This is a genomic window from Enterobacter sp. BIDMC 30 (assembly GCF_000534355.1).
GTDB classification, from domain to species: Bacteria; Pseudomonadota; Gammaproteobacteria; order Enterobacterales; family Enterobacteriaceae; genus Enterobacter; species Enterobacter ludwigii.
Genome location: NZ_KI973169.1, coordinates 983,560 through 1,003,404 on the forward strand (window position 1 = coordinate 983,560; position 19,845 = coordinate 1,003,404).

At 56.7% G+C, this 19,845-nt stretch carries 18 protein-coding genes; 13 read left to right on the forward strand and 5 right to left on the reverse strand.

Annotated elements, in window-relative coordinates; genetic code table 11:
* Positions 1-72 precede the first annotated feature (72 nt).
* On the reverse strand, positions 73-1,551 hold the full coding sequence (gene tolC / locus L466_RS17505) for an outer membrane channel protein TolC (protein ID WP_020883637.1): 1,479 nt from the start codon (positions 1,549-1,551) through the stop codon (positions 73-75).
* Positions 1,552-1,755: 204 nt separating this feature from the next.
* On the opposite strand from tolC, the gene nudF reads away from it, so the two are divergent.
* From nudF to parE, 5 genes are read left to right on the forward strand one after another with little or no spacing between them, the layout of a single operon-like run.
* Positions 1,756-2,388, forward strand: a complete 633-nt coding sequence (gene nudF / locus L466_RS17500; protein ID WP_032680277.1) for an ADP-ribose diphosphatase — start codon at positions 1,756-1,758, stop codon at positions 2,386-2,388.
* The gene (locus L466_RS17495) at positions 2,385-2,807 is read left to right on the forward strand and encodes a DUF1249 family protein (protein ID WP_014833293.1); all 423 of its coding nucleotides are present in this window, start codon (positions 2,385-2,387) and stop codon (positions 2,805-2,807) included. Before nudF ends, L466_RS17495 begins: the two co-directional genes overlap by 4 nt.
* A gap of 27 nt (positions 2,808-2,834) precedes the next feature.
* The gene (gene cpdA, locus L466_RS17490; RefSeq protein WP_014171641.1) at positions 2,835-3,662 is read left to right on the forward strand and encodes a 3',5'-cyclic-AMP phosphodiesterase; all 828 of its coding nucleotides are present in this window, start codon (positions 2,835-2,837) and stop codon (positions 3,660-3,662) included.
* Positions 3,662-4,243 carry an esterase YqiA gene (gene yqiA, locus L466_RS17485; RefSeq protein ID WP_032680279.1) on the forward strand — a complete coding sequence of 194 codons (582 nt, stop codon included), beginning with the start codon at positions 3,662-3,664 and terminating at the stop codon, positions 4,241-4,243. Before cpdA ends, yqiA begins: the two co-directional genes overlap by 1 nt.
* 28 nt (positions 4,244-4,271) lie before the next feature.
* Entirely contained in the window at positions 4,272-6,164 is a 1,893-nt protein-coding gene (gene parE, locus L466_RS17480) for a DNA topoisomerase IV subunit B (protein WP_020883640.1), read from the forward strand.
* A gap of 83 nt (positions 6,165-6,247) precedes the next feature.
* Here parE and L466_RS17475 read toward each other — a convergent pair whose 3' ends face one another.
* A complete protein-coding gene (locus L466_RS17475) occupies positions 6,248-8,389 on the reverse strand; it encodes a TonB-dependent siderophore receptor (RefSeq protein ID WP_020883641.1) in 2,142 nt (713 codons plus the stop codon).
* A gap of 384 nt (positions 8,390-8,773) precedes the next feature.
* Between L466_RS17475 and L466_RS17470 the strand changes: the two genes are divergently transcribed.
* The 5 genes from L466_RS17470 to L466_RS17450 are packed head-to-tail and all read left to right on the forward strand — an operon-like array spanning position 8,774 to position 13,447.
* Positions 8,774-9,586 (forward strand): ABC transporter ATP-binding protein, encoded by an 813-nt coding sequence (locus L466_RS17470; RefSeq protein ID WP_014171637.1) that lies wholly within the window; start codon positions 8,774-8,776, stop codon positions 9,584-9,586.
* Complete coding sequence (locus L466_RS17465; protein WP_032680280.1) at positions 9,583-10,566, forward strand: FecCD family ABC transporter permease; 984 nt, start codon at positions 9,583-9,585, stop codon at positions 10,564-10,566. The genes L466_RS17470 and L466_RS17465 overlap by 4 nt, the downstream gene beginning before the upstream one ends.
* The gene (locus L466_RS17460) at positions 10,563-11,603 is read left to right on the forward strand and encodes a FecCD family ABC transporter permease (protein ID WP_032680281.1); all 1,041 of its coding nucleotides are present in this window, start codon (positions 10,563-10,565) and stop codon (positions 11,601-11,603) included. The genes L466_RS17465 and L466_RS17460 overlap by 4 nt, the downstream gene beginning before the upstream one ends.
* Positions 11,604-11,612: 9 nt before the next feature.
* Entirely contained in the window at positions 11,613-12,563 is a 951-nt protein-coding gene (locus L466_RS17455; protein ID WP_032680282.1) for an iron-siderophore ABC transporter substrate-binding protein, read from the forward strand.
* The gene (locus tag L466_RS17450; protein WP_032680284.1) at positions 12,560-13,447 is read left to right on the forward strand and encodes a MurR/RpiR family transcriptional regulator; all 888 of its coding nucleotides are present in this window, start codon (positions 12,560-12,562) and stop codon (positions 13,445-13,447) included. The genes L466_RS17455 and L466_RS17450 overlap by 4 nt, the downstream gene beginning before the upstream one ends.
* Positions 13,448-13,452: 5 nt before the next feature.
* Here L466_RS17450 and L466_RS17445 read toward each other — a convergent pair whose 3' ends face one another.
* Positions 13,453-14,292: an AraC family transcriptional regulator gene (locus tag L466_RS17445; protein ID WP_032680286.1), complete on the reverse strand. Its 840-nt coding sequence runs from the start codon at positions 14,290-14,292 to the stop codon at positions 13,453-13,455.
* 166 nt (positions 14,293-14,458) lie between these two features.
* Between L466_RS17445 and L466_RS17440 the strand changes: the two genes are divergently transcribed.
* Genes L466_RS17440 through L466_RS17430 form a run of 3 tightly spaced genes read left to right on the forward strand, consistent with a single transcriptional unit; the run spans position 14,459 to position 18,786 of the window.
* The gene (locus L466_RS17440; protein ID WP_032680287.1) at positions 14,459-16,273 is read left to right on the forward strand and encodes a DUF2264 domain-containing protein; all 1,815 of its coding nucleotides are present in this window, start codon (positions 14,459-14,461) and stop codon (positions 16,271-16,273) included.
* 32 nt (positions 16,274-16,305) lie between these two features.
* Complete coding sequence (locus L466_RS17435; protein WP_025203155.1) at positions 16,306-17,571, forward strand: oligosaccharide MFS transporter; 1,266 nt, start codon at positions 16,306-16,308, stop codon at positions 17,569-17,571.
* 27 nt (positions 17,572-17,598) lie between these two features.
* On the forward strand, positions 17,599-18,786 hold the full coding sequence (locus L466_RS17430; protein WP_032680288.1) for a glycoside hydrolase family 88 protein: 1,188 nt from the start codon (positions 17,599-17,601) through the stop codon (positions 18,784-18,786).
* A 58-nt stretch (positions 18,787-18,844) separates the two neighbouring features.
* Here L466_RS17430 and L466_RS17425 read toward each other — a convergent pair whose 3' ends face one another.
* Both L466_RS17425 and L466_RS17420 read right to left on the reverse strand, forming a co-directional pair.
* A complete protein-coding gene (locus L466_RS17425) occupies positions 18,845-19,159 on the reverse strand; it encodes a putative quinol monooxygenase (protein ID WP_014171627.1) in 315 nt (104 codons plus the stop codon).
* A 30-nt stretch (positions 19,160-19,189) separates the two neighbouring features.
* A complete protein-coding gene (locus L466_RS17420) occupies positions 19,190-19,771 on the reverse strand; it encodes an NAD(P)H-dependent oxidoreductase (protein ID WP_014171626.1) in 582 nt (193 codons plus the stop codon).
* Positions 19,772-19,845: the final 74 nt, after the last annotated feature.

The window sequence follows — 19,845 nt, forward strand, 5'->3', positions numbered from 1 at the left end:
TTACGTACGCCCTCTCCCGAAAGGAGAGGGGTATGGCGAAGGCATCAGGCCGCAGTGGGCCCGATGACATGCTTAATTGCGGAACGGATTGTTACCGCTGCTGGCGGGTGCAGTCGTACGTGCGGCAGCTGGCTGCGCGGCAGGTGCAGCACCGTTACCGTTGAAGTTATCAACGGCGGCAACCTGCTCAGGGTTCTCTGGCGCGACATTTTCCGGAGAAGTAGAGACAGGTTTACCCAGGGTGCTGTTCAGCATCTGCAGATCCTGCTCGTTCAACGTACCCAGCGCCTGTTTGATGTTCAGCTGGTTAATCAGGTACTGGTAACGTGCGCTGGAGAGCTGCTGTTTCGCGTTGTACAGCGTGGTGGTCGCGTCCAGGACGTCAACGATGGTACGCGTACCCACGGAGTAACCCGCTTCCATGGCATCAAGAGAGCTCTGCGCAGACACAACGGCCTGTTTATAGGCGTTGATGCTGCTGATAGAGGCATTCACGTTGTTGAAGGACGAACGAACGGTCTGTACCACGTTGCGGTGGGCACTTTCCAGCTGTTCGCTCGCGCCAACAAAGTTGTACTGCGCCTGTTTCACCTGAGAGGTCACCTGGCCGCCCTGGTACAGTGGCAGCGAGAAGTTCAGACCCACTTTGTTCTGACCCATGTTGCTGTCGTCGTACTGGGAGGTGTTCGTTTTAGAACCACTGTAAGTGGTATCAGACACGCCGGTAGACGCGCTCAGGCTCAGGGTCGGCAGGTGGCCGTCCTGTGCCTGACGGATTTGCTCGCGGGCCAGATCCTGGCTCAGACGCGCCTGCAGTAACGTCAGGTTGCGGTTTTCCGCTTCTTTCAGCAGGGCGTTAACGGCCTGCGGTTTATCCGTTTTGAAGCTGTCGACGTTCAGCGACGCCAGCTCAGGGTAGTAATTCCCGGTAACCTGACGCAGGGATTCCAGCGCGTTATCGAGGTTGTTACGTGCAGTCACTTCGTTGGCCAGGACGCTATCGTATTGTGAACGGGCGTTCTGAACGTCAGTGATTGCCACCAGACCCACATTGAAACGCTGGGTGGTTTGATCTAACTGGCGGTAAATCGCCTGTTTCTGCGCTTCGGTGTAGGAGAGCGAGTCAATTGCGCTCAGCACGTTGAAGTATGCGGTGGCGGTGTTCAGGATCAGCGTCTGCTGATCGGTCTGATACGTCACATCCTGGATGCCCGCGCTCTTTTCCTGCAGGGTCAGGGCACGCCATTTGGACATATCAAACAGCGTCTGTGTTAATTGCAGTGAGGCGCTGGTAGCATTGGAGTTAACGCCATTGGCGTCGCGGAAACCGTTGCTGTAGGTATAATCTGCACCTAAACCTAACTGTGGCAGCAATGGGCTACGCGCTTCGTTAATCTTTTCAAACGCAGCATCACGATCGGCCGCTGATTTACGTAAATCAGGGTTGCCCAGACGTGCCTGCTGGTAGACCTGTAACAGGTTTTCCGCCTGGCTCATTGCACTGAAGCCCGTCAGGCTCAGGCCGATAAGGATGGGGAGCAATTTCTTCATTTGCATTCCTTGTTGTGAAGCAGTATTAGCGCTGATCTAATTAAAAAATAATTGCCGATTCTAACAGAATCTTCCATACCAAAAGGTTGGCGTTACGTGCCATCTGGCGGTAATTTGCACCAATCTACCATATAGCCTTACAAACGGCAGCCAAACAGCCTTGAAATTCATAATTTCATCACCATTGCTACCAGGACTCGACTCATGCAAAAACCAGAAAACTTGCCCGTGACATTCGCGAAAAACGATGTAGAAATTATTGCACGAGAAACGCTTTATAGCGGTTTTTTTTCAATGGAACTTTACCGTTTCAGGCATCGCCTGTTTAACGGCGAAATGAGCGGTGAAATCAGACGCGAAATTTTTGAGCGCGGGCATGCGGCAGTCTTGCTACCCTTTGACCCAGTGCGTGATGAAGTCGTGCTGGTGGAGCAGATCCGTATTGCCGCGTATGACGTCAGCGTCAGCCCCTGGCTGCTGGAGATGGTGGCCGGCATGATTGAAGAGGGCGAATCGGTCGAAGACGTTGCCCGCCGCGAGGCGCTGGAAGAGGCGGGGCTGGTGGTTGGCCGGACAAAACCGGTGCTGAGTTATCTGGCAAGCCCAGGCGGCACCAGCGAGCGCTTGTCCATTATGGTGGGCGAAGTGGACGCCACGACGGCGGAAGGGATCCACGGTCTGGCAGATGAAAACGAAGATATTCGGGTTCATGTGGTGAGTCGGGAGCAGGCTTATCAGTGGGTAGAAGAGGGGAAAATCGACAACGCAGCGTCTGTCATCGCTCTGCAATGGCTGCAACTGCATTATCAGACTTTACGAAACGAGTGGAAAAAATGAAGCGTTATACACCTGACTTCCCAGAAATGATGCGCCTGTGCGAAACCAATTTCGCACAATTGCGCCGCCTGCTGCCGAAAAACGACGCACCCGGCGAAACGGTGAGCTATCAGGTGAGCAACGCGCAGTATCGATTAACGATAACAGAATCAACGCGCTACACTACGCTTGTCGAAATTGAACAAACGGCGCCCAGCATTAGCTACTGGAGCCTGCCGTCGATGACGGTGCGCCTTTACCATGACGCGATGGTCGCTGAAGTGTGTTCAAGCCAGCAGATCTTTCGCTTCAAAGCGCGGTATGATTATCCGAATAAAAAGTTGCATCAACGCGACGAAAAGCATCAAATTAACCAGTTTTTAGCCGACTGGCTAAGATATTGTTTAGCACATGGAGCAATGGCGATTCCGGTTTGTTAGCGTCATAAACCTACCTAAGGACACCATTTGGAAAGCCTGTTGAACCTGACTGTTGCTGGTGGGGCACCAGTCAGGATATTACAAATCACCGATACCCACCTTTTTGCCGAAAAGCATGAAACTCTGCTTGGGGTGAATACCTGGGAGAGCTATCAGGCGGTACTTAGCGCCATTCACGCTGAAAATCGCCCATGCGATCTGATTGTCGCGACGGGCGATCTGGCGCAGGACCAATCCTCCGCGGCCTACCAGCATTTCGCTGAAGGCATCGCGAGTTTTAGCGTGCCTTGCGTCTGGCTACCGGGAAATCACGATTTCCAGCCTGCCATGTACAGCTCTCTGCAGGATGCGGGGATCTCTCCGGCAAAATGTGTTTTTGTGGGTGACCACTGGCAGATCCTGCTGCTGGACAGCCAGGTCTTTGGCGTCCCACACGGTGAGTTAAGCGACTTTCAACTCGACTGGCTTGAGACCAAATTGTCTGCCGAACCTGAACGTCATACGCTGCTGTTGCTGCATCATCATCCTTTGCCGGCGGGCTGTAGCTGGCTTGATCAACACAGCCTGCGCAACTCTGCCGCGCTGGACAGAGTGCTGGCGAAATTCCCGCGGGTGCAGAATCTCCTGTGCGGACACATTCATCAGGAACAGGATCTCGACTGGAATGGCCGCCGACTGCTGGCCACGCCCTCGACCTGCGTTCAGTTCAAGCCGCATTGCGCAAACTTTACCCTGGACACCATCGCACCGGGCTGGCGCTGGCTCGAACTGCATCCCGATGGCCTGCTCACCACGGAAGTCTGCCGTTTAACCGGCGCAAAATTCCGCCCGGACACCGCTTCAGAAGGCTATTGATGTCTACGCTCCTCTATCTGCACGGATTCAACAGTTCGCCGCGCTCCGCGAAAGCGACGCAGTTTCGCCAGTGGCTGAGCGAACATCACCCGCACGTTGAGATGATCGTCCCACAACTGCCGCCTTACCCGGCGGAAGCCGCAGAAATGCTGGAATCGGTTGTGATGGAACACGGCGGCGAATCGTTCGGCGTGGTCGGTTCTTCGCTGGGCGGATATTACGCCACCTGGCTCTCGCAATGTTTTATGCTGCCTGCGGTGGTGGTTAACCCGGCGGTTCGGCCATTTGAGCTGCTGCGGGACTTTCTCGGGCAAAACGAGAACCCCTACACCGGCCAACAATATGTGCTAGAGTCACGCCATATTTACGATCTCAAAGTTATGCAGGTAGACCCGCTTGAAGCGCCCGATCTTATCTGGTTGCTGCAACAGACGGGTGATGAAGTGCTGGATTACCGCCAGGCAGTGGCGTATTACGCATCCTGCCGCCAGACTATAGAAGAAGGCGGAAACCATGCTTTCACGGGCTTTGAGAATCATTTCACCCAGATTGTCGATTTTCTTGGACTGCACAGCCACTGACAATCAATGCGAACTGCTAGTTTAAATCATGACGCAAACCTATAACGCTGATGCCATTGAGGTACTCACCGGGCTTGAGCCGGTTCGCCGCCGCCCTGGGATGTACACCGATACGACACGCCCAAACCATCTGGGCCAGGAAGTTATTGATAACAGTGTGGATGAAGCGTTGGCTGGCCATGCCAAACGCGTTGACGTCATCCTCCATGCCGATCAGTCGCTGGAAGTCATCGACGACGGACGCGGCATGCCGGTGGATATCCACCCGGAAGAGGGGGTGCCAGCCGTTGAGCTGATCCTCTGTCGTCTTCATGCGGGCGGTAAGTTCTCCAACAAAAACTACCAGTTCTCGGGTGGTTTGCACGGCGTGGGGATCTCCGTGGTTAACGCCCTGTCCAGACGCGTGGAAGTCAATGTCCGCCGCGACGGTCAGGTGTATAACATCGCCTTTGAAAACGGCGAGAAGGTGCAGGATCTGCAGGTCGTCGGCACGTGCGGCAAGCGCAATACCGGAACCAGCGTCCACTTCTGGCCTGACGAAAGCTTCTTCGACAGTCCTCGTTTCTCTGTTTCACGCCTGACGCACCTGCTGAAAGCCAAAGCGGTACTGTGCCCTGGCGTGGAAATTACCTTTAAAGATAACGTCAACAACACCGAACAGACCTGGCGCTATGAAGACGGTCTGAACGACTATCTGTGCGAAGCCGTTAACGGCCTGCCAACCCTGCCGGAAAAACCGTTTGTCGGTAATTTCACCGGTGATACGGAAGCGGTGGACTGGGCGCTGTTGTGGCTGCCAGAAGGCGGCGAGCTGCTGACCGAAAGCTACGTCAACCTGATCCCGACCATGCTTGGCGGTACGCACGTCAACGGTCTGCGTCAGGGGTTGCTGGATGCAATGCGCGAGTTCTGCGAATACCGCAACATTCTGCCCCGCGGCGTGAAGCTGTCGGCGGAAGATATCTGGGATCGCTGCGCCTACGTCCTGTCGGTGAAGATGCAGGATCCACAGTTCGCCGGTCAGACCAAAGAACGTTTGTCCTCACGTCAGTGTGCGGCGTTCGTCTCCGGCGTGGTCAAAGATGCTTTCACCCTGTGGCTGAACCAGAACGTGCAGGCCGCCGAGATGCTGGCAGAAATGGCCATTTCCAGCGCCCAGCGACGCCTGCGTGCTGCCAAGAAGGTGGTGCGTAAAAAACTGACCAGTGGCCCGGCGCTTCCGGGCAAGCTGGCGGACTGTACCGCGCAGGATCTGAACCGCACCGAGCTGTTCCTCGTGGAAGGGGACTCGGCAGGAGGCTCTGCCAAGCAGGCGCGCGATCGTGAGTATCAGGCGATCATGCCGCTCAAGGGTAAGATCCTGAACACCTGGGAAGTGTCGTCGGATGAAGTGCTGGCCTCGCAGGAAGTGCATGATATCTCCGTTGCGATCGGTATCGATCCGGACAGCGACGATCTGAGCCAGCTGCGCTACGGTAAGATCTGTATCCTCGCGGATGCGGACTCCGATGGTCTGCACATCGCCACGCTGCTGTGCGCGCTGTTTGTGAAGCACTTCAGGACGCTGGTGAAAAACGGTCACGTCCACGTGGCGCTGCCGCCGCTCTACCGTATCGACCTCGGCAAAGAGGTCTACTACGCGCTGACGGAAGAGGAAAAAGCGGGCGTACTGGAACAGCTCAAGCGTAAGAAGGGCAAACCGAACGTGCAGCGCTTTAAAGGGCTGGGCGAGATGAACCCGATGCAGTTGCGCGAAACCACGCTGGATCCAAACACCCGCCGCCTGGTGCAATTGACCATCAGCGACGAAGACGAACAGCAAACCAACGCCATGATGGATATGCTGCTTGCCAAGAAGCGTTCGGAAGACCGACGCAACTGGCTGCAGGAAAAAGGCGATATGGCGGATATTGAGGCCTGATGCCCTCTCTTTACCCCTCTCCCACCGGGAGAGGGGATGGAACGAAGGCCCGGTAGGCGCTAGCGCCACCGGGCTTTTTTACATCAAAATTCCATCTTCACCGTAAACTGCACTTCACGTGGATCGCCTGGCTGGTTACCGAGGTTATTGGTCGCAATCGACGAGGTGTAGTAGGTCTTATCAAACAGGTTCTTCACGTTGACCTGCAGCGTCACCGGATACTGTAGCTTCATTTTATAGGCCGCAAAGGCATCAGCAACAACGTACCCTGGCAAATAATAATCCGCACCGTTGGTCGCGGAGCGACGGCTCACGCCGTGTCCACCGCCGCCAATTGTCAGGGTATTCCCGCCGATGACATTGTGAATATCGTACGTCAGGAACAGCGAACCGGTATGGCGCGGCACGTTTGGTAGCGGTTTGCCGGCGTAATCCGGGTCTTCCAGCACTTTCGCATCGGTGTAGCCATAGCTGGCAATAATATTGGTGTTCTCGGTCAGAGAGCCAGCCAGATCCACTTCCACGCCCTGCGAGCGCACGCGGCCAGCGGTTTTAGCAATGTTTTCACCCGCCACGCTTTCGGTGTACAGCACGTTGCGCTTGTGGATATCAAACAACGCGATGTTGGCGGTAATGCCGTTGAACAGGTCAAATTTAGCGCCGACTTCGTAGGCATTGGACGTTTCTGGCGGCAGGTCGCCAATGTAGCTCGCGATGGACGATTGCGGCATAAACGTCTGGGCGTAGTTAGCAAACAGCGAGACGGATGGCGTGAGCTTATAGACCAGCCCCAGCTTCGGCGTCCACTGCTCGTCGCGGCTGTCGGTATTGACGTTGAATGGTCTGCCCTTGCCCGCGTACTGGGTGTAGTACTGATAACGCAGCCCGGCGACGGCAATCCATTTATCCGTCAGGTACAGGGCGTCCTGAGCGTAAGCGGAGTAACTCTCCTGCTTGAGCGTCTGATCGCTGTCCGCGGCGGAAACGGTCGTACACTTGCTCAGATTGCCGTAAGACGGATGGTAAATATTGAAATCTTTTACATTCTTACAGCGAATCATATCCGTGCGCAGCAGGTCGTAATTCTCATACGACACGCCGGTCAGGATCTCATTGTAAAAGCCCGCGATATCCACGTTCCCTTGCAGGTCTGCACGGGTGGAATGCATGCGCTGCGTTGAGCCTTGCGTCGCATCCACACGGCGGGTCAGGTTGCCGGTTTTCGCGTCATAGGCCATTACCCGCGCCTGGTTATCGCTGTATTTATCCTGGCTGTAGCTGTAATCGAACTTCGCCGTCCACTGGCTGTTAAGGCGGTATTCCGCGTTGAGCTGCGCCAGATCGGACTGGCCATCGGTAATGTTGAACGGCTCGTCAAACCGGGTTTTACGGTCAACATTCACCGGCTGTTTGGTCGTGAGATCGAAGATCGTACCGCGATCGAACGGCGTCTTATAATCACGATGTGAATAGAGCACGGTCACGGTGGCGTCATCACCAAACCAGGTCAGCGAGGGCGCGATAAAGGTGCTGCGCGCCTTGCCGAAACTTCGCCAGTAATCTTCGTCCTGGTACTCGCCCGTCAGGCGGTAAGCCAGGCGCGTTCCTTCAATGGGACCCGTGACATCGACCTGGCCGGTACCGCCGCCAAAACTTGAGGAGGTGCCCGAGATCGAACCGCCAAACTGTTTTTCCGGGCGTCGGGTGACCACATTGATAAGCCCTCCCGGATCGAGGATGCCGTACAGCGTTGAGGCCGGTCCCTTGAGGACTTCCACACGCTCGGTGGCCGCGTTAAAGCTGCGCGGCAGCACGGTGCGCAGGCCGTTGGTCATGATTGAGCCGTCGCGGTTCGCGCCAAATCCACGGCGTACAAACGCATCCTGCGTGCCGCCCAGCGTGTTGGTCTGCACCACGTTACTGACGTTATAGAGGGCTTCATCCAGCGTGGTAGCGTGCTGATCTTCCAGCACTTTATCGCTGACAGTATTTACCACCTGCGGGATATCCAGCATCGGCATGTTGGTCAGCGTGGCGGTGGAGGTGTTCAGCGGCTGATAGCCGTTGGTGGCATCGGCCACGGCATTAGGATCGGCGGTGACGGTAAGCGTTTCGCCGTCCTGAGCCGCGGTGTTGTCTGCTGCCTGCACCAGCGGCGCCATAAACAGCAGTGAAAAGAGCGCGCGCCCTTTTACCCCAGAGAGTGAAGGAGTGAACGTAGCCATTACATCTGTTTTCCCGAAATATCCCGCGAATGAAGCGTCACGGAAGAATGTGTGAGTCATTGCCCTTTACGGTCTGCTCGTTAGCCATCGCTGGCATCGAACATGTAATTGAGAATCATTCAATCATGCGCTGATGTAGTAGTAAATGGAAAAAAGCAAAAATCGACTACAGCGGTACTTCCGCTCTGATGCTTAGCGAGGTAAGTAATTAACCTGTTGAAAATAAATTAATTAATGCGTTTGGCGGTTTTCCCGTTCCTGCACGATAACCCTGGGGTTTTAAGGGTGTTTCTTCTCTTGACTACTACATGGCGCAGCGGCAAACTCTCAAAAGAGAATGAGTTTTATTTTTATTTGTTAGTTTTTTATTAAGTTGGCGTTCACGTGGCTCACAACACGAATAAGTCAGGGCTGGTTCTTGAAAACCTCTCTGCTGGCTATCAGAAAAAAATCATCGTCGATGAGATCTCGCTTGCGATCCCCCCACAGAAAATAACCGTTCTGGTGGGCGCGAACGGCTGTGGAAAATCCACGCTACTGAGCACGATCGCACGTCTGCTGCAACCGCTCGGGGGAGCTGCGCTGCTGGATGGCAAAGCCATTCATCAACAGCCAACCAAAGCGGTCGCCCGTCAGCTGGGCATTCTGCCGCAGTCACCGCTGTTGCCGGAAGGGTTAACCGTGTTTGAGCTGGTTTCGCGCGGGCGTTTCCCCTGGCAAAATTTTATGCGCCAGTGGAGTGACGAAGACGAGCAGGCCGTGGAAGAGGCACTGCGCCTGACCGGTACGGCGGAGTTTGCCCATTTGCCGGTGGAAAGCCTTTCCGGCGGCCAGCGTCAGCGCTGCTGGATTGCGATGGCGCTGGCGCAGCAAACGCCCTATATCCTGCTCGACGAGCCGACAACGTTTCTTGACCTCCGCTATCAGGTGGAAATCCTTGAACTGCTGCATACGCTGACCCGTCAGCACGGGCGCACCGTCGTGGTGGTGCTGCACGATCTTAACTTCGCGGTGAACTACGGTGATTCCCTGGTCTTTTTACGCCAGGGGAAAGTAGAGGGCGTGCTTCACGAGGGTGATACCTGTACGCCGGAACTGATCAAAGCGGTGTTTGAGGTTGACGTACATATGTCAGTTAATCCGCTCACCGGCAAACCGTTCTTCATGCCGTTTCGCCAGGTCGCAGAAAAATCATGATGCGAACGTCACTGGCTTTTCTGCTCTTTGCGCTACTGCTGGTGATGGGCGCAATTGCACACCTGGGCACGGGCGCGCGCGTTATTTCTCCCCTGACGGTCGTGCAGGCTTTTGTCGATTTCGACCCGCGCAATTTCGACCATAACATCATTATCAGGCTGCGCCTGTTACGCCTCCTTGCGGCCATGCTGACCGGCGCTGCACTTGGCGTGGCAGGCGTCTTGCTGCAGTCCGTTATTCGTAACCCGCTGGGCGAGCCGCATATTCTGGGGCTGAATGCCGGTGCCGCGCTGGCCGTCGTGCTGACAAGCGCACTCGGGTTCACCCTGCCGTTTGGTCGCCCGCTGATTGCCGCCGCCGGCGCCGCCGCGCTGTTTCTGCTGGTACTGATGCTCTCCTCTTCGGGACGCGGCGGGTTGACGCCGATGAAAGTCACCTTGTGCGGGGTGGCGATGTCGGCGTTCGCCTCCTCGATTACCGCCACGGTCCTGATCCTTGATGAGCAGACGCTTCTCGCCTTACGCACCTGGCTGGCGGGGGATTTGGCCGGAATAACAGAAAGAACGCTTCGCAGCGCTTCGTGGGCCGCTGGCGCGGGTTTCGCCCTTGCGCTCTGGCTGTCGCGGTCACTCAATATGCTGGCACTGGGGGATCGGATGGCCCAGGGGCTTGGCGTATCGCTTCTCAGGACGCGCCTGTTCGCGCTGCTGGCAATCGCGCTGCTGTGCGGCGCGGCAGTCTCCGTTGCCGGGCCGATTGGTTTTATTGGCCTCGTGGTGCCACAGCTGATACGGCGTCTGGTGACGGTGGATCTGCGCGTGATGGTGCCGCTTTCAGCCCTGTGTGGAGGGTTGGTTTTGCTGCTGGCGGATCTCGCCGCCCGCACGCTGTTTACCCCTTATGAACTGGCGACCGGCATTATGACCGCGCTGGTCGGTGCTCCCGTCTTTATCTTTATGGCCTCGAGGGCGTTCAAATGAGCCGGGCCGGACTGCGCGCGTTGCGTATTGGCACCTTTTCTACGCTGGTACGCCCGAGGGCGCTGGCCTGCCTTGCGCTGATTTCGCTCGCGGCCTTTATCCTGCTCGGGTTTGGCCTGACGCACGGCTCGCTGCCGATCCCGACGTCGGCCATCGGACGGGCGCTGCTGTATCCGCAAAGTCTGGAGGCGGATACGCGCTACATCGTGATGGATATCCGCCTGCCGCGTCTGCTGATGGCGGTGTTATGCGGTGCCATGCTCGGCATGGCGGGGGCAGCGATGCAGTCTGTCACTCGTAATGGCCTTGCCGACCCGGGGCTTATCGGCGTGAAAGAGGGATGTAGCGCGGCGGTGCTGGTGCTGATTTTTCAGTTCCCGGCGCTCAGCCTGGCCTGGCGACCGCTGGCGGGAATGGCGGGGGGCATACTCACCGCGCTGCTGGTGGTGGCGCTGGCGCGCGATATTTCGCGGCCGCGATTTATCCTGACGGGGATCGGCGTTTCCTGGGCGTTTGCCGCGGCAATGGGGGTCTTCATGACCACCGCCGACGTGCGTGACGTGCAGACGGCGATGCTGTGGCTGGCGGGAAGCCTGCATGCAGCAAACTGGACGCTGGTGGTCATTGCGGCAGCCTGGACGCTGCCGGCATTTGCGCTATTGCTGTTGACCGCGCGCGCCGCAGACGTGGCCCTGATGGGCAACCCCACCGCAACGGGGCTTGGCGTACACACCTCACGGCTGGCGCTGCTGCGCGTGCTTGCCCCGGTGGTGCTGACCGCGGCCTGCGTCTCCTGCGTGGGCAGTATCGGTTTTGTGGGACTGATTGCGCCACATATGGCACGCCTGCTGCTGCGCGGCGGACAAACCGCGCTGCTGGCGGGAAGTGCCGTGCTGGGTGCGCTGCTGGTTCTGCTGGCAGATAACGTCGGACGTCTGGCTTTCCTGCCGCTGCAGCTGCCGGCAGGCGTAGTCATTTCATTGATTGGCGGACCGTTTTTCCTGCTGCTGCTCTGGCAGCGACGGGACAGATTTTAGGGGATGGAGATGCGTATACTTTTTTCGATGTTGTTGCTGGTGGGGTTTACCGTGAGTGCGGCGGAGCCGACGCAGACGTTTACCGACGATCTGAACCGCAAGGTGACTGTGCCCCTTCACCCAAAGCGGATTGTCTCGCTGCACGATCTGGATATCACCATTCCGCTGATTGAGCTCGGCGTGCCGCCAGTGGCAAGCCACGGGCGCACGCGGCCGGACGGTAGCCATTTTCTGCGCGCCAGCGGCATGCTGACGGGCGTTGATTTTGATAACGCCGACATCAAATTTATCGGCTCCGCGGATATCGACATCGAGGCCATCGCCGCTGCAAAGCCGGATCTGATCATCACCGAACCGACCCGTAACACGCCGGTTGAACAGCTGGAGAAAATTGCCCCGACGGTGAGTATCGATCATCTCGATGGCGGCGCGCCGGAGATCTACCGCAAGCTGGCACAGCTCACGGGCACTGAAGCCCGGCTGAAGATCCTTGAACGTCGCTATCAGGAGCAGATTAACGCCCTGAAAGCGACCATCGACACCCGCAACATCACCGTGTCGGTGATACAGGCCAACCAGGGCAAAATCAACGCCATGCACAGCTACCACTCGCTGGGGCGCGTGCTGCGCGACGCAGGATTCACATTCCCGCCGCTGATTGAGTCCATCCCTGACGGCGGTCGAATTGACGTCAGCGCCGAGCGTCTGCCCGAGCTGGATGCAGATTTTGTCTTTGCCACCTGGCGCGGGGATACCGGCGGCAAACCGCAGGATGAGCTGGCAGCGATGGATGCTGTGATGCCTGGCTGGTGTCAGTTCCTCAATGCCTGTCGCACCGGCCACTACATACTGATCTCCCGTGAAGAGGCCATCTCGAACTCCTTTGCCTCCTTAGGACTGATGGCCGCCCAGGTGCAGTCGCAGATTGTCGGTCGACCGCTGCCGGAGGCGTCACAGTGATCAGAAAAGACAAAGCCCGGGTTGATGTCTATGGCGACCGCTTTCGCTCGCGGGGGCACCAGCTCACGCCGCGCCTGCTGCAGGTTGCGCGTTACATCAATGAAAACCGCGAAGCGGTGATGGAGCAGACGGCGATGGAGATTGCCGCGTTGCTGAAAACCTCGGACGCTACGGTGGTTCGCGCCATTCAGGCTCTTGGCTTTGCCGGGCTGCGTGACCTGAAGCAGACTCTGGAGCAGTGGTTTGGGCCGGTGGTCTCCTCCAGCGAAAAAATGTCCACCACGGTGAATACGCTCACCAGCGACGTGAACGCGAGCATCGATTTTGTGCTGGAAGGGCATCAGCATACCTGTGACGTGCTATCCGAGCCGCACAACCGCTACGCAATGGCGCAGGCGGTGTCGTTGCTGGCGCAGGCACGTCAGGTCGCGATCTTTGGGATTGGGGCTTCCGGCATTCTGGCCGAGTACACTTCCCGGCTGTTCAGCCGTATCGGCCTGCCCGCTATTGCGCTCAACCGCACCGGCATTGGTCTGGCAGAGCAACTGATAGCCTTACAGCGCGGCGACGTGCTGGTGATGATGGCGCAAAAATCGGCCCACCGGGAAGGACAAACCACGCTGCGTGAAGCGAAACGGCTGAGTATTCCCACGATACTGCTGACCAATGCTACGGACTCGCGCTTCAGCAAAGAGGCCAGCGTGGTGATCCACGTTCCGCGCGGCGGTGAAAAGGGCAAAATTCCGCTCCACGGCACGGTGCTGCTGTGTCTGGAGATGATCATTTTGTCTGTAGCGTCAACGGAGCCCCAGCGCACCATCAGATCGATGAAGCGCATTAACGAATTTCATCGCGGGTTAAAACCGGGCAAGAAGAGCGGGTGAGGGGTTCACGCCGCGCCATGATTTTTCCGGTACTGCAGCGGCGTCTCACCAATTCCTTTTTTAAAGGCGCTGATAAACCACGTCACGTCGGAAAATCCCACCTGCGCGGCAATCTCACGCACGCTGGCATCACTGTGCAGCAAGTACTCGCAGGCTTTTCGCAGCCGTAGCGTATTCAGATAGTCGTGGATCTTCTCGCCTGTTTCCGCATGGAATTTTCGCGATACATAGCTGCGTGATTTTCCCAGCTCAGCCGCCAGCGCATCCAGGCGAAATTTCTCCCGATAGTGCTCATCCAGCCAGAACATCACCTGGCTTGCCACCCCCTGACTGCTCCCCGGGGCACCGTCGTTATCATCCGGCAGCATGGCAAACAGGCTAATCAACAGCCCGGCAATGTTTTCGCTGTTCAGCGGCGGCTGATAACAGCCAAGAAGATAATCGATATGCTTCTGGCAATGCGCCAGGTCAGCGACCCAGGCCTCGCCGCCACGACGAGACAGCTTCTGCAGACGCTGCTGAGCCTGCGGAAAATCACGCAGGGTTTTCAGTACGGCATGCTGGTCGAGATGAATAATGGTGCGCCTGTAAAGGGCCTCTGCCTTCTCGTCCACCATCACCTTATGCAGGGTAAACGGTGGAAAGAAAAACAGCCGCCCGGGGCGCATGGTGTAATGACGGTTATCGACAATCGCCACGCCAAAGCCTTCTTCCACATAGAGAATTTCCAGACACTGATGCCAGTGGTGATAGCGCACCGTATTGGCGAACAGGCGGCTAAACGACACCACGGTGTCATTTAAGGTAATCAGCTCCAGATGATCGGATGTTGGCGTGTCGCGCATAGTGCAATAAAACTCAACTTTTTCCCGTCAGAATCTCTTTATAAACCACCTTTTTAAATTTTCTTAACTGCGGGTTTATTCATCGCTCTTAGCTGTGACATGGCTAACATTTCTGCCCCGTGCGGATTCACTATGCTTTGCCGCAGTTGATTACGAGGGTGAGCGTATGTGGGCGGCAAACAAAGAAAAATCAAATCCGTTGTCTTCACGCCAGGATATCGTGGCGTCACTGAATACTCTGTTGAGTGCGCTGGATAAGGCGTTTGCGCCGGACAGTTCACGATTTTCGCTGGGCGAAACCTGTGCGCATTACAGCACGGATATCGCGCAGATGGAGGGACTCTCACGTGCGCTATGGGGGCTGTTTCCGCTGCTGGCATCCGGCGATGCCAGCCCCTTTTGCGAAAAATACCTTACCGCGATCAAACTCGGCACCGATCCGCACAGTGACGGTTACTGGGGCGAAACCGGCCCCTACGATCAGCGTCTGGTCGAAATGGCGGCCTACGGTCTGGGGCTTGCCCTGCTGGGGGATAAACTCACCGCGCACTTCACCGGGCGCGAGGTCATGAACCTGCACGCATGGCTCAACCAGATCGCCCATGCGCAAATGCCGGACAGCAACTGGAACTACTTTGCCATTATGGTGCAGCTCGGTTTTAAGCGCGCCGGGCTGCCGTATGACCAGACGGCGATTGACCGACGGTTTGCGATGATGGAGGCCTATTACCTGGGCGATGGCTGGTATTCCGACGGGCCGGGGCGGCCGAAAGACTATTACATCTCGATGGCATTCCATTTCTACGGCCTGATTTACGCCACCCTGAGCGGTGACGAGGAGAGGGCGCAGGTGCTGCGAGCGCGTTCGCGCCTGTTCGCCGAAGACTTTATCTACTGGTCAGCCGCCGACGGTGCCTCGGTACCGTTTGGTCGCAGCCTGACCTATCGCTTTGCAATGGTCGCCTTCTGGAGTGCCGTCGCCTTTTCCGGTCTGGAGGTGTTCACCCCGGGGATTGTGAAGGGCATCGTGCTGCGCCATCTGCGCTGGTGGCAGCAACAGCCCATCACCGATCGGGACGGCATTCTGACCCTCGGTTTTGCTTACCCGAACCTGGCGATGTGTGAGGACTATAACGCCCCCGGCTCGCCATACTGGGCGCTGAAAACCTACCTGATTCTGGCGATGCCGGAGGACCATCCGTTCTGGCAGGCTGAAGAGCAGCCGCTGCCCGCGCTTGCGGAAAAACGCGTCATCCCGCATGCACAGCAGATCCTGATGCATGCCGGTCAGTCGCAGCACGTCACCCTGCTTACCGCCGGGCAGCTTGAGCTGAATAACTACGTGAATACGGAAGCCAAATACACCAAATTTGCCTACTCCAGCCGCTTTGGTTTCACGATTGAGCGCGGACGGTTTGGCCTGAAACATGCCGCCTGCGACTCCATGCTGCTGCTGGCAGACGGGGATAACTATTTCCGCGGGCGCCGCGAGTGTGAAGCGGTGCGGGTCACTGACGATTATCTCTACTCACGCTGGTCTCCGTGGCATGACGTCCATATCGAAACCTGGCAAGTGCCGTTTGGTGAGTGGCACCTGCGCCTGCACCGTATCAACAGCGCCCGTCGACTGAATACGGCGGAGGGCGGTTTTGCGGTGATGAACACCGAACCGCAGATCCGTGAGAACGGATGCTGGCTTGTCGCCGGTAACGGCACCAGCGTGCTGGTCGATCTCTCTCCGGTGGTTAACCGTGAACCGGACAGCATTGTCACACCGCCGAACAGCAGCATTATGTTCCCGGAATGCGCTGCCATTCCGCTGTTGAAAACCACGCTTGCGCAGGGGGAGAGCTGGCTCTGTTGTGCCGCCGTCGCCGGCGAAAGCCAGCCGGTTATGGCAGTCCCACAACTGAATATTAGCGAGAACCGGGTTGTTATCCGCGAGCCCGGCAGTGAGCGACAGCTGTCGTTCTCATTATAAAAACTCTGACCCTACACGTCGGCGAGGATGATATGAAAAAGACCGCTACAACAAACAGAACTGAATATTACAAAATCAGCAGTTTTATATTTCTCTATTTCTTTACCTGGTCTGCCAGTATTGGCCTGCTGGCTATCTGGTTAGGCCAGAAAGCGAACCTCAGTGGTTCGGTGATTGGTACCGTATTTGCGGTGAACGGTATTTTCTCCGTCATTCTGAAGCCCATCTATGGCTATATTCTCGATAAGATCGGCATGAGCAAATACCTGCTCTATTTTGTGGTGGCAATGTCTGCCCTGATGGCGCCGTTCTTTATTTATGTCTATCAGCCGCTATTAATGTCCAACACGCTGCTGGGGATTATTATTGGCGCACTCTATTTAAGCTTTGCCTGGTATGCGGGCGTGGCGGCGTGCGAATCCTATTCTGACCGGTTTAGCCGTTTAAACGGTATGGAGTTTGGTCAGATCCGGATGTGGGGCTCCCTTGGCTGGGCAGTGGCGTCCTCCTTCTCCGGCCTGCTGTTTAATCTCTCCCCAGCGTATAACTTTATTATGGGCAGCGTGGCATCGGTGGTGATGCTGATCGTCCTGTTGAGCCTGAAAGTGAACACTAACTCCGCACATGCCGGCGAAGTGCTGACGAAAGAGAAAATTGCCCCGTCAGACGTTTACGCGCTGCTGCGTAACCGTAAATTCTGGGCCTTCTGTCTGTACGTGGCCGGTGTGGCGTGGATGATGTTTATCGCCGAGCAGCAGTTTTCGCGCTATTTCGTGACCTTCTTTGATGATATTCACCAGGGCAATGCGGTGTTTGGTTATCTGGGGACCGTGCAGTCGGGAATGGAGTTTGTCATGTATATGGTGATCCCGCTGCTGGTGAACGCTATTGGTGCCAAACGTGGGCTGTTAATTGTCGGGCTGGTGGTCGGTGCGCGTCTGATTATTTCCGGTCTGTGTGATTCACATCTGTTAATTTCCATTCTTAAGCCGCTGTACGGTCTGGAAATTTGTCTGCTGCTGGTCTCCGTCTTTAAATATATTGCCGAACATTTCGATAAGCGCGTTAACGCCACCATGTATTTGCTGGGATATCAGGCGATGCTGTACGTCGGCAATGTCGTGGTCTCGTCGCCTGCCGGCTATATGTATGACCGCATTGGTTTCGAGAACACCTATATCATCATGGGCGCCACGGCGCTGATCTTCACGTTTATTTCTGCCTTTACGTTATCTGCCTGCCAGAGTAAATGGCGCGGCCCCCGCGCGCTGAACGTAGCAGAACCCTCATCACGATAATTAAGCCGTCAAAGAAGGAACCGAAATATGTTAAGTCGTATCGCAGAGGAACGCCTGCCCGCTATCCCCGTGCCCGTTGATTCGCGCGTATTCCGCGATGAACTGAGTTCAGCGCGCGACCATGTCCTCGCGCTGATTAGCCGCCATTTAACGGCGTTTGGTGAGCAGTTCCCGGCGGAAACCTGCCAGCAGGGTTTTTATCCGCTGACCGACAACGTGGAGTGGACCACCAGCTTCTGGACCGGGCAGCTGTGGCTGGCGTGGGAGATGAGCGGCGAAGCGAAATTCCGCGCGATGGCGGAAAAACATGTGCGCTCGTTTGGCCTGCGTATCGCCGGGCGCCACGACACTAACACCCACGATCTGGGCTTTTTGTATACGCTCTCCTGCGTGGCGGCCTGGCGACTGACCGGTAACCGTGAGGCGCGTGGCTTCTCGCTGCTGGCGGCGGAGGCGCTGCTGGAGCGCTTCCACGAGAAGGCAAAAATTATTCAGGCGTGGGGCGATCTGGCTGACCCGGAACAGGCCGGGCGGATGATTATCGACTGTAATATGAACCTGCCGCTGCTCTACTGGGCGAGCGAACAGACGGGCGATCCGCGCTTTGCCGATGCCGCCAAAGCACACGTGATGCAGGCAGCGAGGTACCTTATCCGTGAAGATGCCTCAACGTTCCACACCTACTATATGGATGTGCACACCGGCGCGCCGCGCTACGGCAATACTCAGCAAGGCTATGCCGATGACTCCTGCTGGTCACGCGGGCAGGCGTGGGGAATTTACGGCTTCCTGTTGAGCTACATCTATACCGGTGATGCGACGATGATTGCCCTGTCGAAACGGCTGGCGAACTACTTCCTCAACCGTCTGCCGGAAGATTACGTCTGCCACTGGGACCTGGCGCTGGTCGGCACGGATGCGCTACGCGACGCGTCCTCGGCGGCGATTGCGGTATGTGGCCTGCTGGAGCTGGTGAAGCACCTGCCGGTGACCGACCCGGATCGCGAGCAGTATTCTGAATGGGCAAAAGGAATGATGTCGTCACTGACGAAACACTACCTGATGGGCAAAGATGAGAAGGGAACTGGGCTGCTGAAGCACTCCGTTTATCATCTGGCAAGCAATAAAGGCGTGGACGAGTGCGCGAGCTGGGGGGACTACTTCTACGTGGAGGCGTTGGTCAGGTTTACCCAAAGCTGGAAGTTGTACTGGTAATATGCCTCCCTGACCCTCTCCCGGAAGGGGGAGGGCAGGAATCAGGAACTGGGTAAACTTACACCCCTTGCTCCAGAATGCGGATATGCGTTTCCAGCACATCGCCCTTCACCGCGTCGCTCCACGCTTTCATGTGCGCGGTCTGCAGGTGGGCTTCAAGATGGGCCACGGTTTCCCACTGCTCAATCATAATGATCGAGTCTGGGGCCGTAGCCTGGAAGCTGGCGGTGGTGGTGGCGTCGACCATCGGCGCGTAGCCGTGGCAGCCTTCTTCCTTCAGTACAGTGGGGATAATTTTCACGAACTCATCCAGCACCGCCTGGCGGTGATGTTGGCCTGGACGAGTACGGATTTCAGCAATAACAGTAAGCATGGTTAACTCCTTCTAATTCCAGGTTACCAGTTAAGCAAAAATTTCCGCGAGATGCTTGCGATATTCTGCGATATAGCGCGGGACGTCAGGCATTTTGATGACGTCGTTAACGATAAAGGTTGGCAGCGGCGTCATTCCGAGGAACTGGTTAGCTTTGTGGAACGGCAGATACGCGCCGTCAACGCCCACCCCTTCGAAGAACTGATCTTTCTCGGTGAACGCTTCCAGCGGTGCGTTCCAGGTCAGGGACAGCATATATTTTTTGCCCTGAATCAGGCCGCCAGAACCGTATTTTTTGGATGCATCGGAGCGGGTGCGACCGTCGCTGGCGTACAGTGCGCCATGGCCTTCGGTGAAGACATCATCCATGTATTTTTTCACGGTCCAGGGGGCGCCCATCCACCAGCCAGGCATCTGCCAGATAATCACGTCAGCCCACAGGAAGTTCTGCACTTCCGCGTTGACATCGTAATCGCTGTCCGCGCGCACGACCTTAACATCATGCCCGGCGTCGCGCAGAAAACCGTCCGCGACCTCGGTCAGGGTGTCATTCAGCTGGCCTTTAGAGTGCGCAAATTCTTTTGCACCGTTGATAATCAGAATGTTGCTCATGAGGTGTCCTCGAAGATGAAAGTATGGCGAGGATTCTACGCGCGCGAGCGATGCGGTTAAATGAGCAAAATGTG

What these genes read in the sequence shown, in the direction of transcription:
- tolC (WP_020883637.1), bottom strand. Translation starts at nt 1,551, where the DNA reads ATGAAGAAATTGCTCCCCATCCTTATCGGCCTGAGCCTGACGGGCTTC.
- nudF (WP_032680277.1), top strand. Translation starts at nt 1,756, where the DNA reads ATGCAAAAACCAGAAAACTTGCCCGTGACATTCGCGAAAAACGATGTA.
- L466_RS17495 (WP_014833293.1), top strand. Translation starts at nt 2,385, where the DNA reads ATGAAGCGTTATACACCTGACTTCCCAGAAATGATGCGCCTGTGCGAA.
- yqiA (WP_032680279.1), top strand. Translation starts at nt 3,662, where the DNA reads ATGTCTACGCTCCTCTATCTGCACGGATTCAACAGTTCGCCGCGCTCC.
- parE (WP_020883640.1), top strand. Translation starts at nt 4,272, where the DNA reads ATGACGCAAACCTATAACGCTGATGCCATTGAGGTACTCACCGGGCTT.
- L466_RS17475 (WP_020883641.1), bottom strand. Translation starts at nt 8,389, where the DNA reads ATGGCTACGTTCACTCCTTCACTCTCTGGGGTAAAAGGGCGCGCGCTC.
- L466_RS17465 (WP_032680280.1), top strand. Translation starts at nt 9,583, where the DNA reads ATGATGCGAACGTCACTGGCTTTTCTGCTCTTTGCGCTACTGCTGGTG.
- L466_RS17460 (WP_032680281.1), top strand. Translation starts at nt 10,563, where the DNA reads ATGAGCCGGGCCGGACTGCGCGCGTTGCGTATTGGCACCTTTTCTACG.
- L466_RS17455 (WP_032680282.1), top strand. Translation starts at nt 11,613, where the DNA reads ATGCGTATACTTTTTTCGATGTTGTTGCTGGTGGGGTTTACCGTGAGT.
- L466_RS17445 (WP_032680286.1), bottom strand. Translation starts at nt 14,292, where the DNA reads ATGCGCGACACGCCAACATCCGATCATCTGGAGCTGATTACCTTAAAT.
- L466_RS17440 (WP_032680287.1), top strand. Translation starts at nt 14,459, where the DNA reads ATGTGGGCGGCAAACAAAGAAAAATCAAATCCGTTGTCTTCACGCCAG.
- L466_RS17435 (WP_025203155.1), top strand. Translation starts at nt 16,306, where the DNA reads ATGAAAAAGACCGCTACAACAAACAGAACTGAATATTACAAAATCAGC.
- L466_RS17430 (WP_032680288.1), top strand. Translation starts at nt 17,599, where the DNA reads ATGTTAAGTCGTATCGCAGAGGAACGCCTGCCCGCTATCCCCGTGCCC.
- L466_RS17425 (WP_014171627.1), bottom strand. Translation starts at nt 19,159, where the DNA reads ATGCTTACTGTTATTGCTGAAATCCGTACTCGTCCAGGCCAACATCAC.
- L466_RS17420 (WP_014171626.1), bottom strand. Translation starts at nt 19,771, where the DNA reads ATGAGCAACATTCTGATTATCAACGGTGCAAAAGAATTTGCGCACTCT.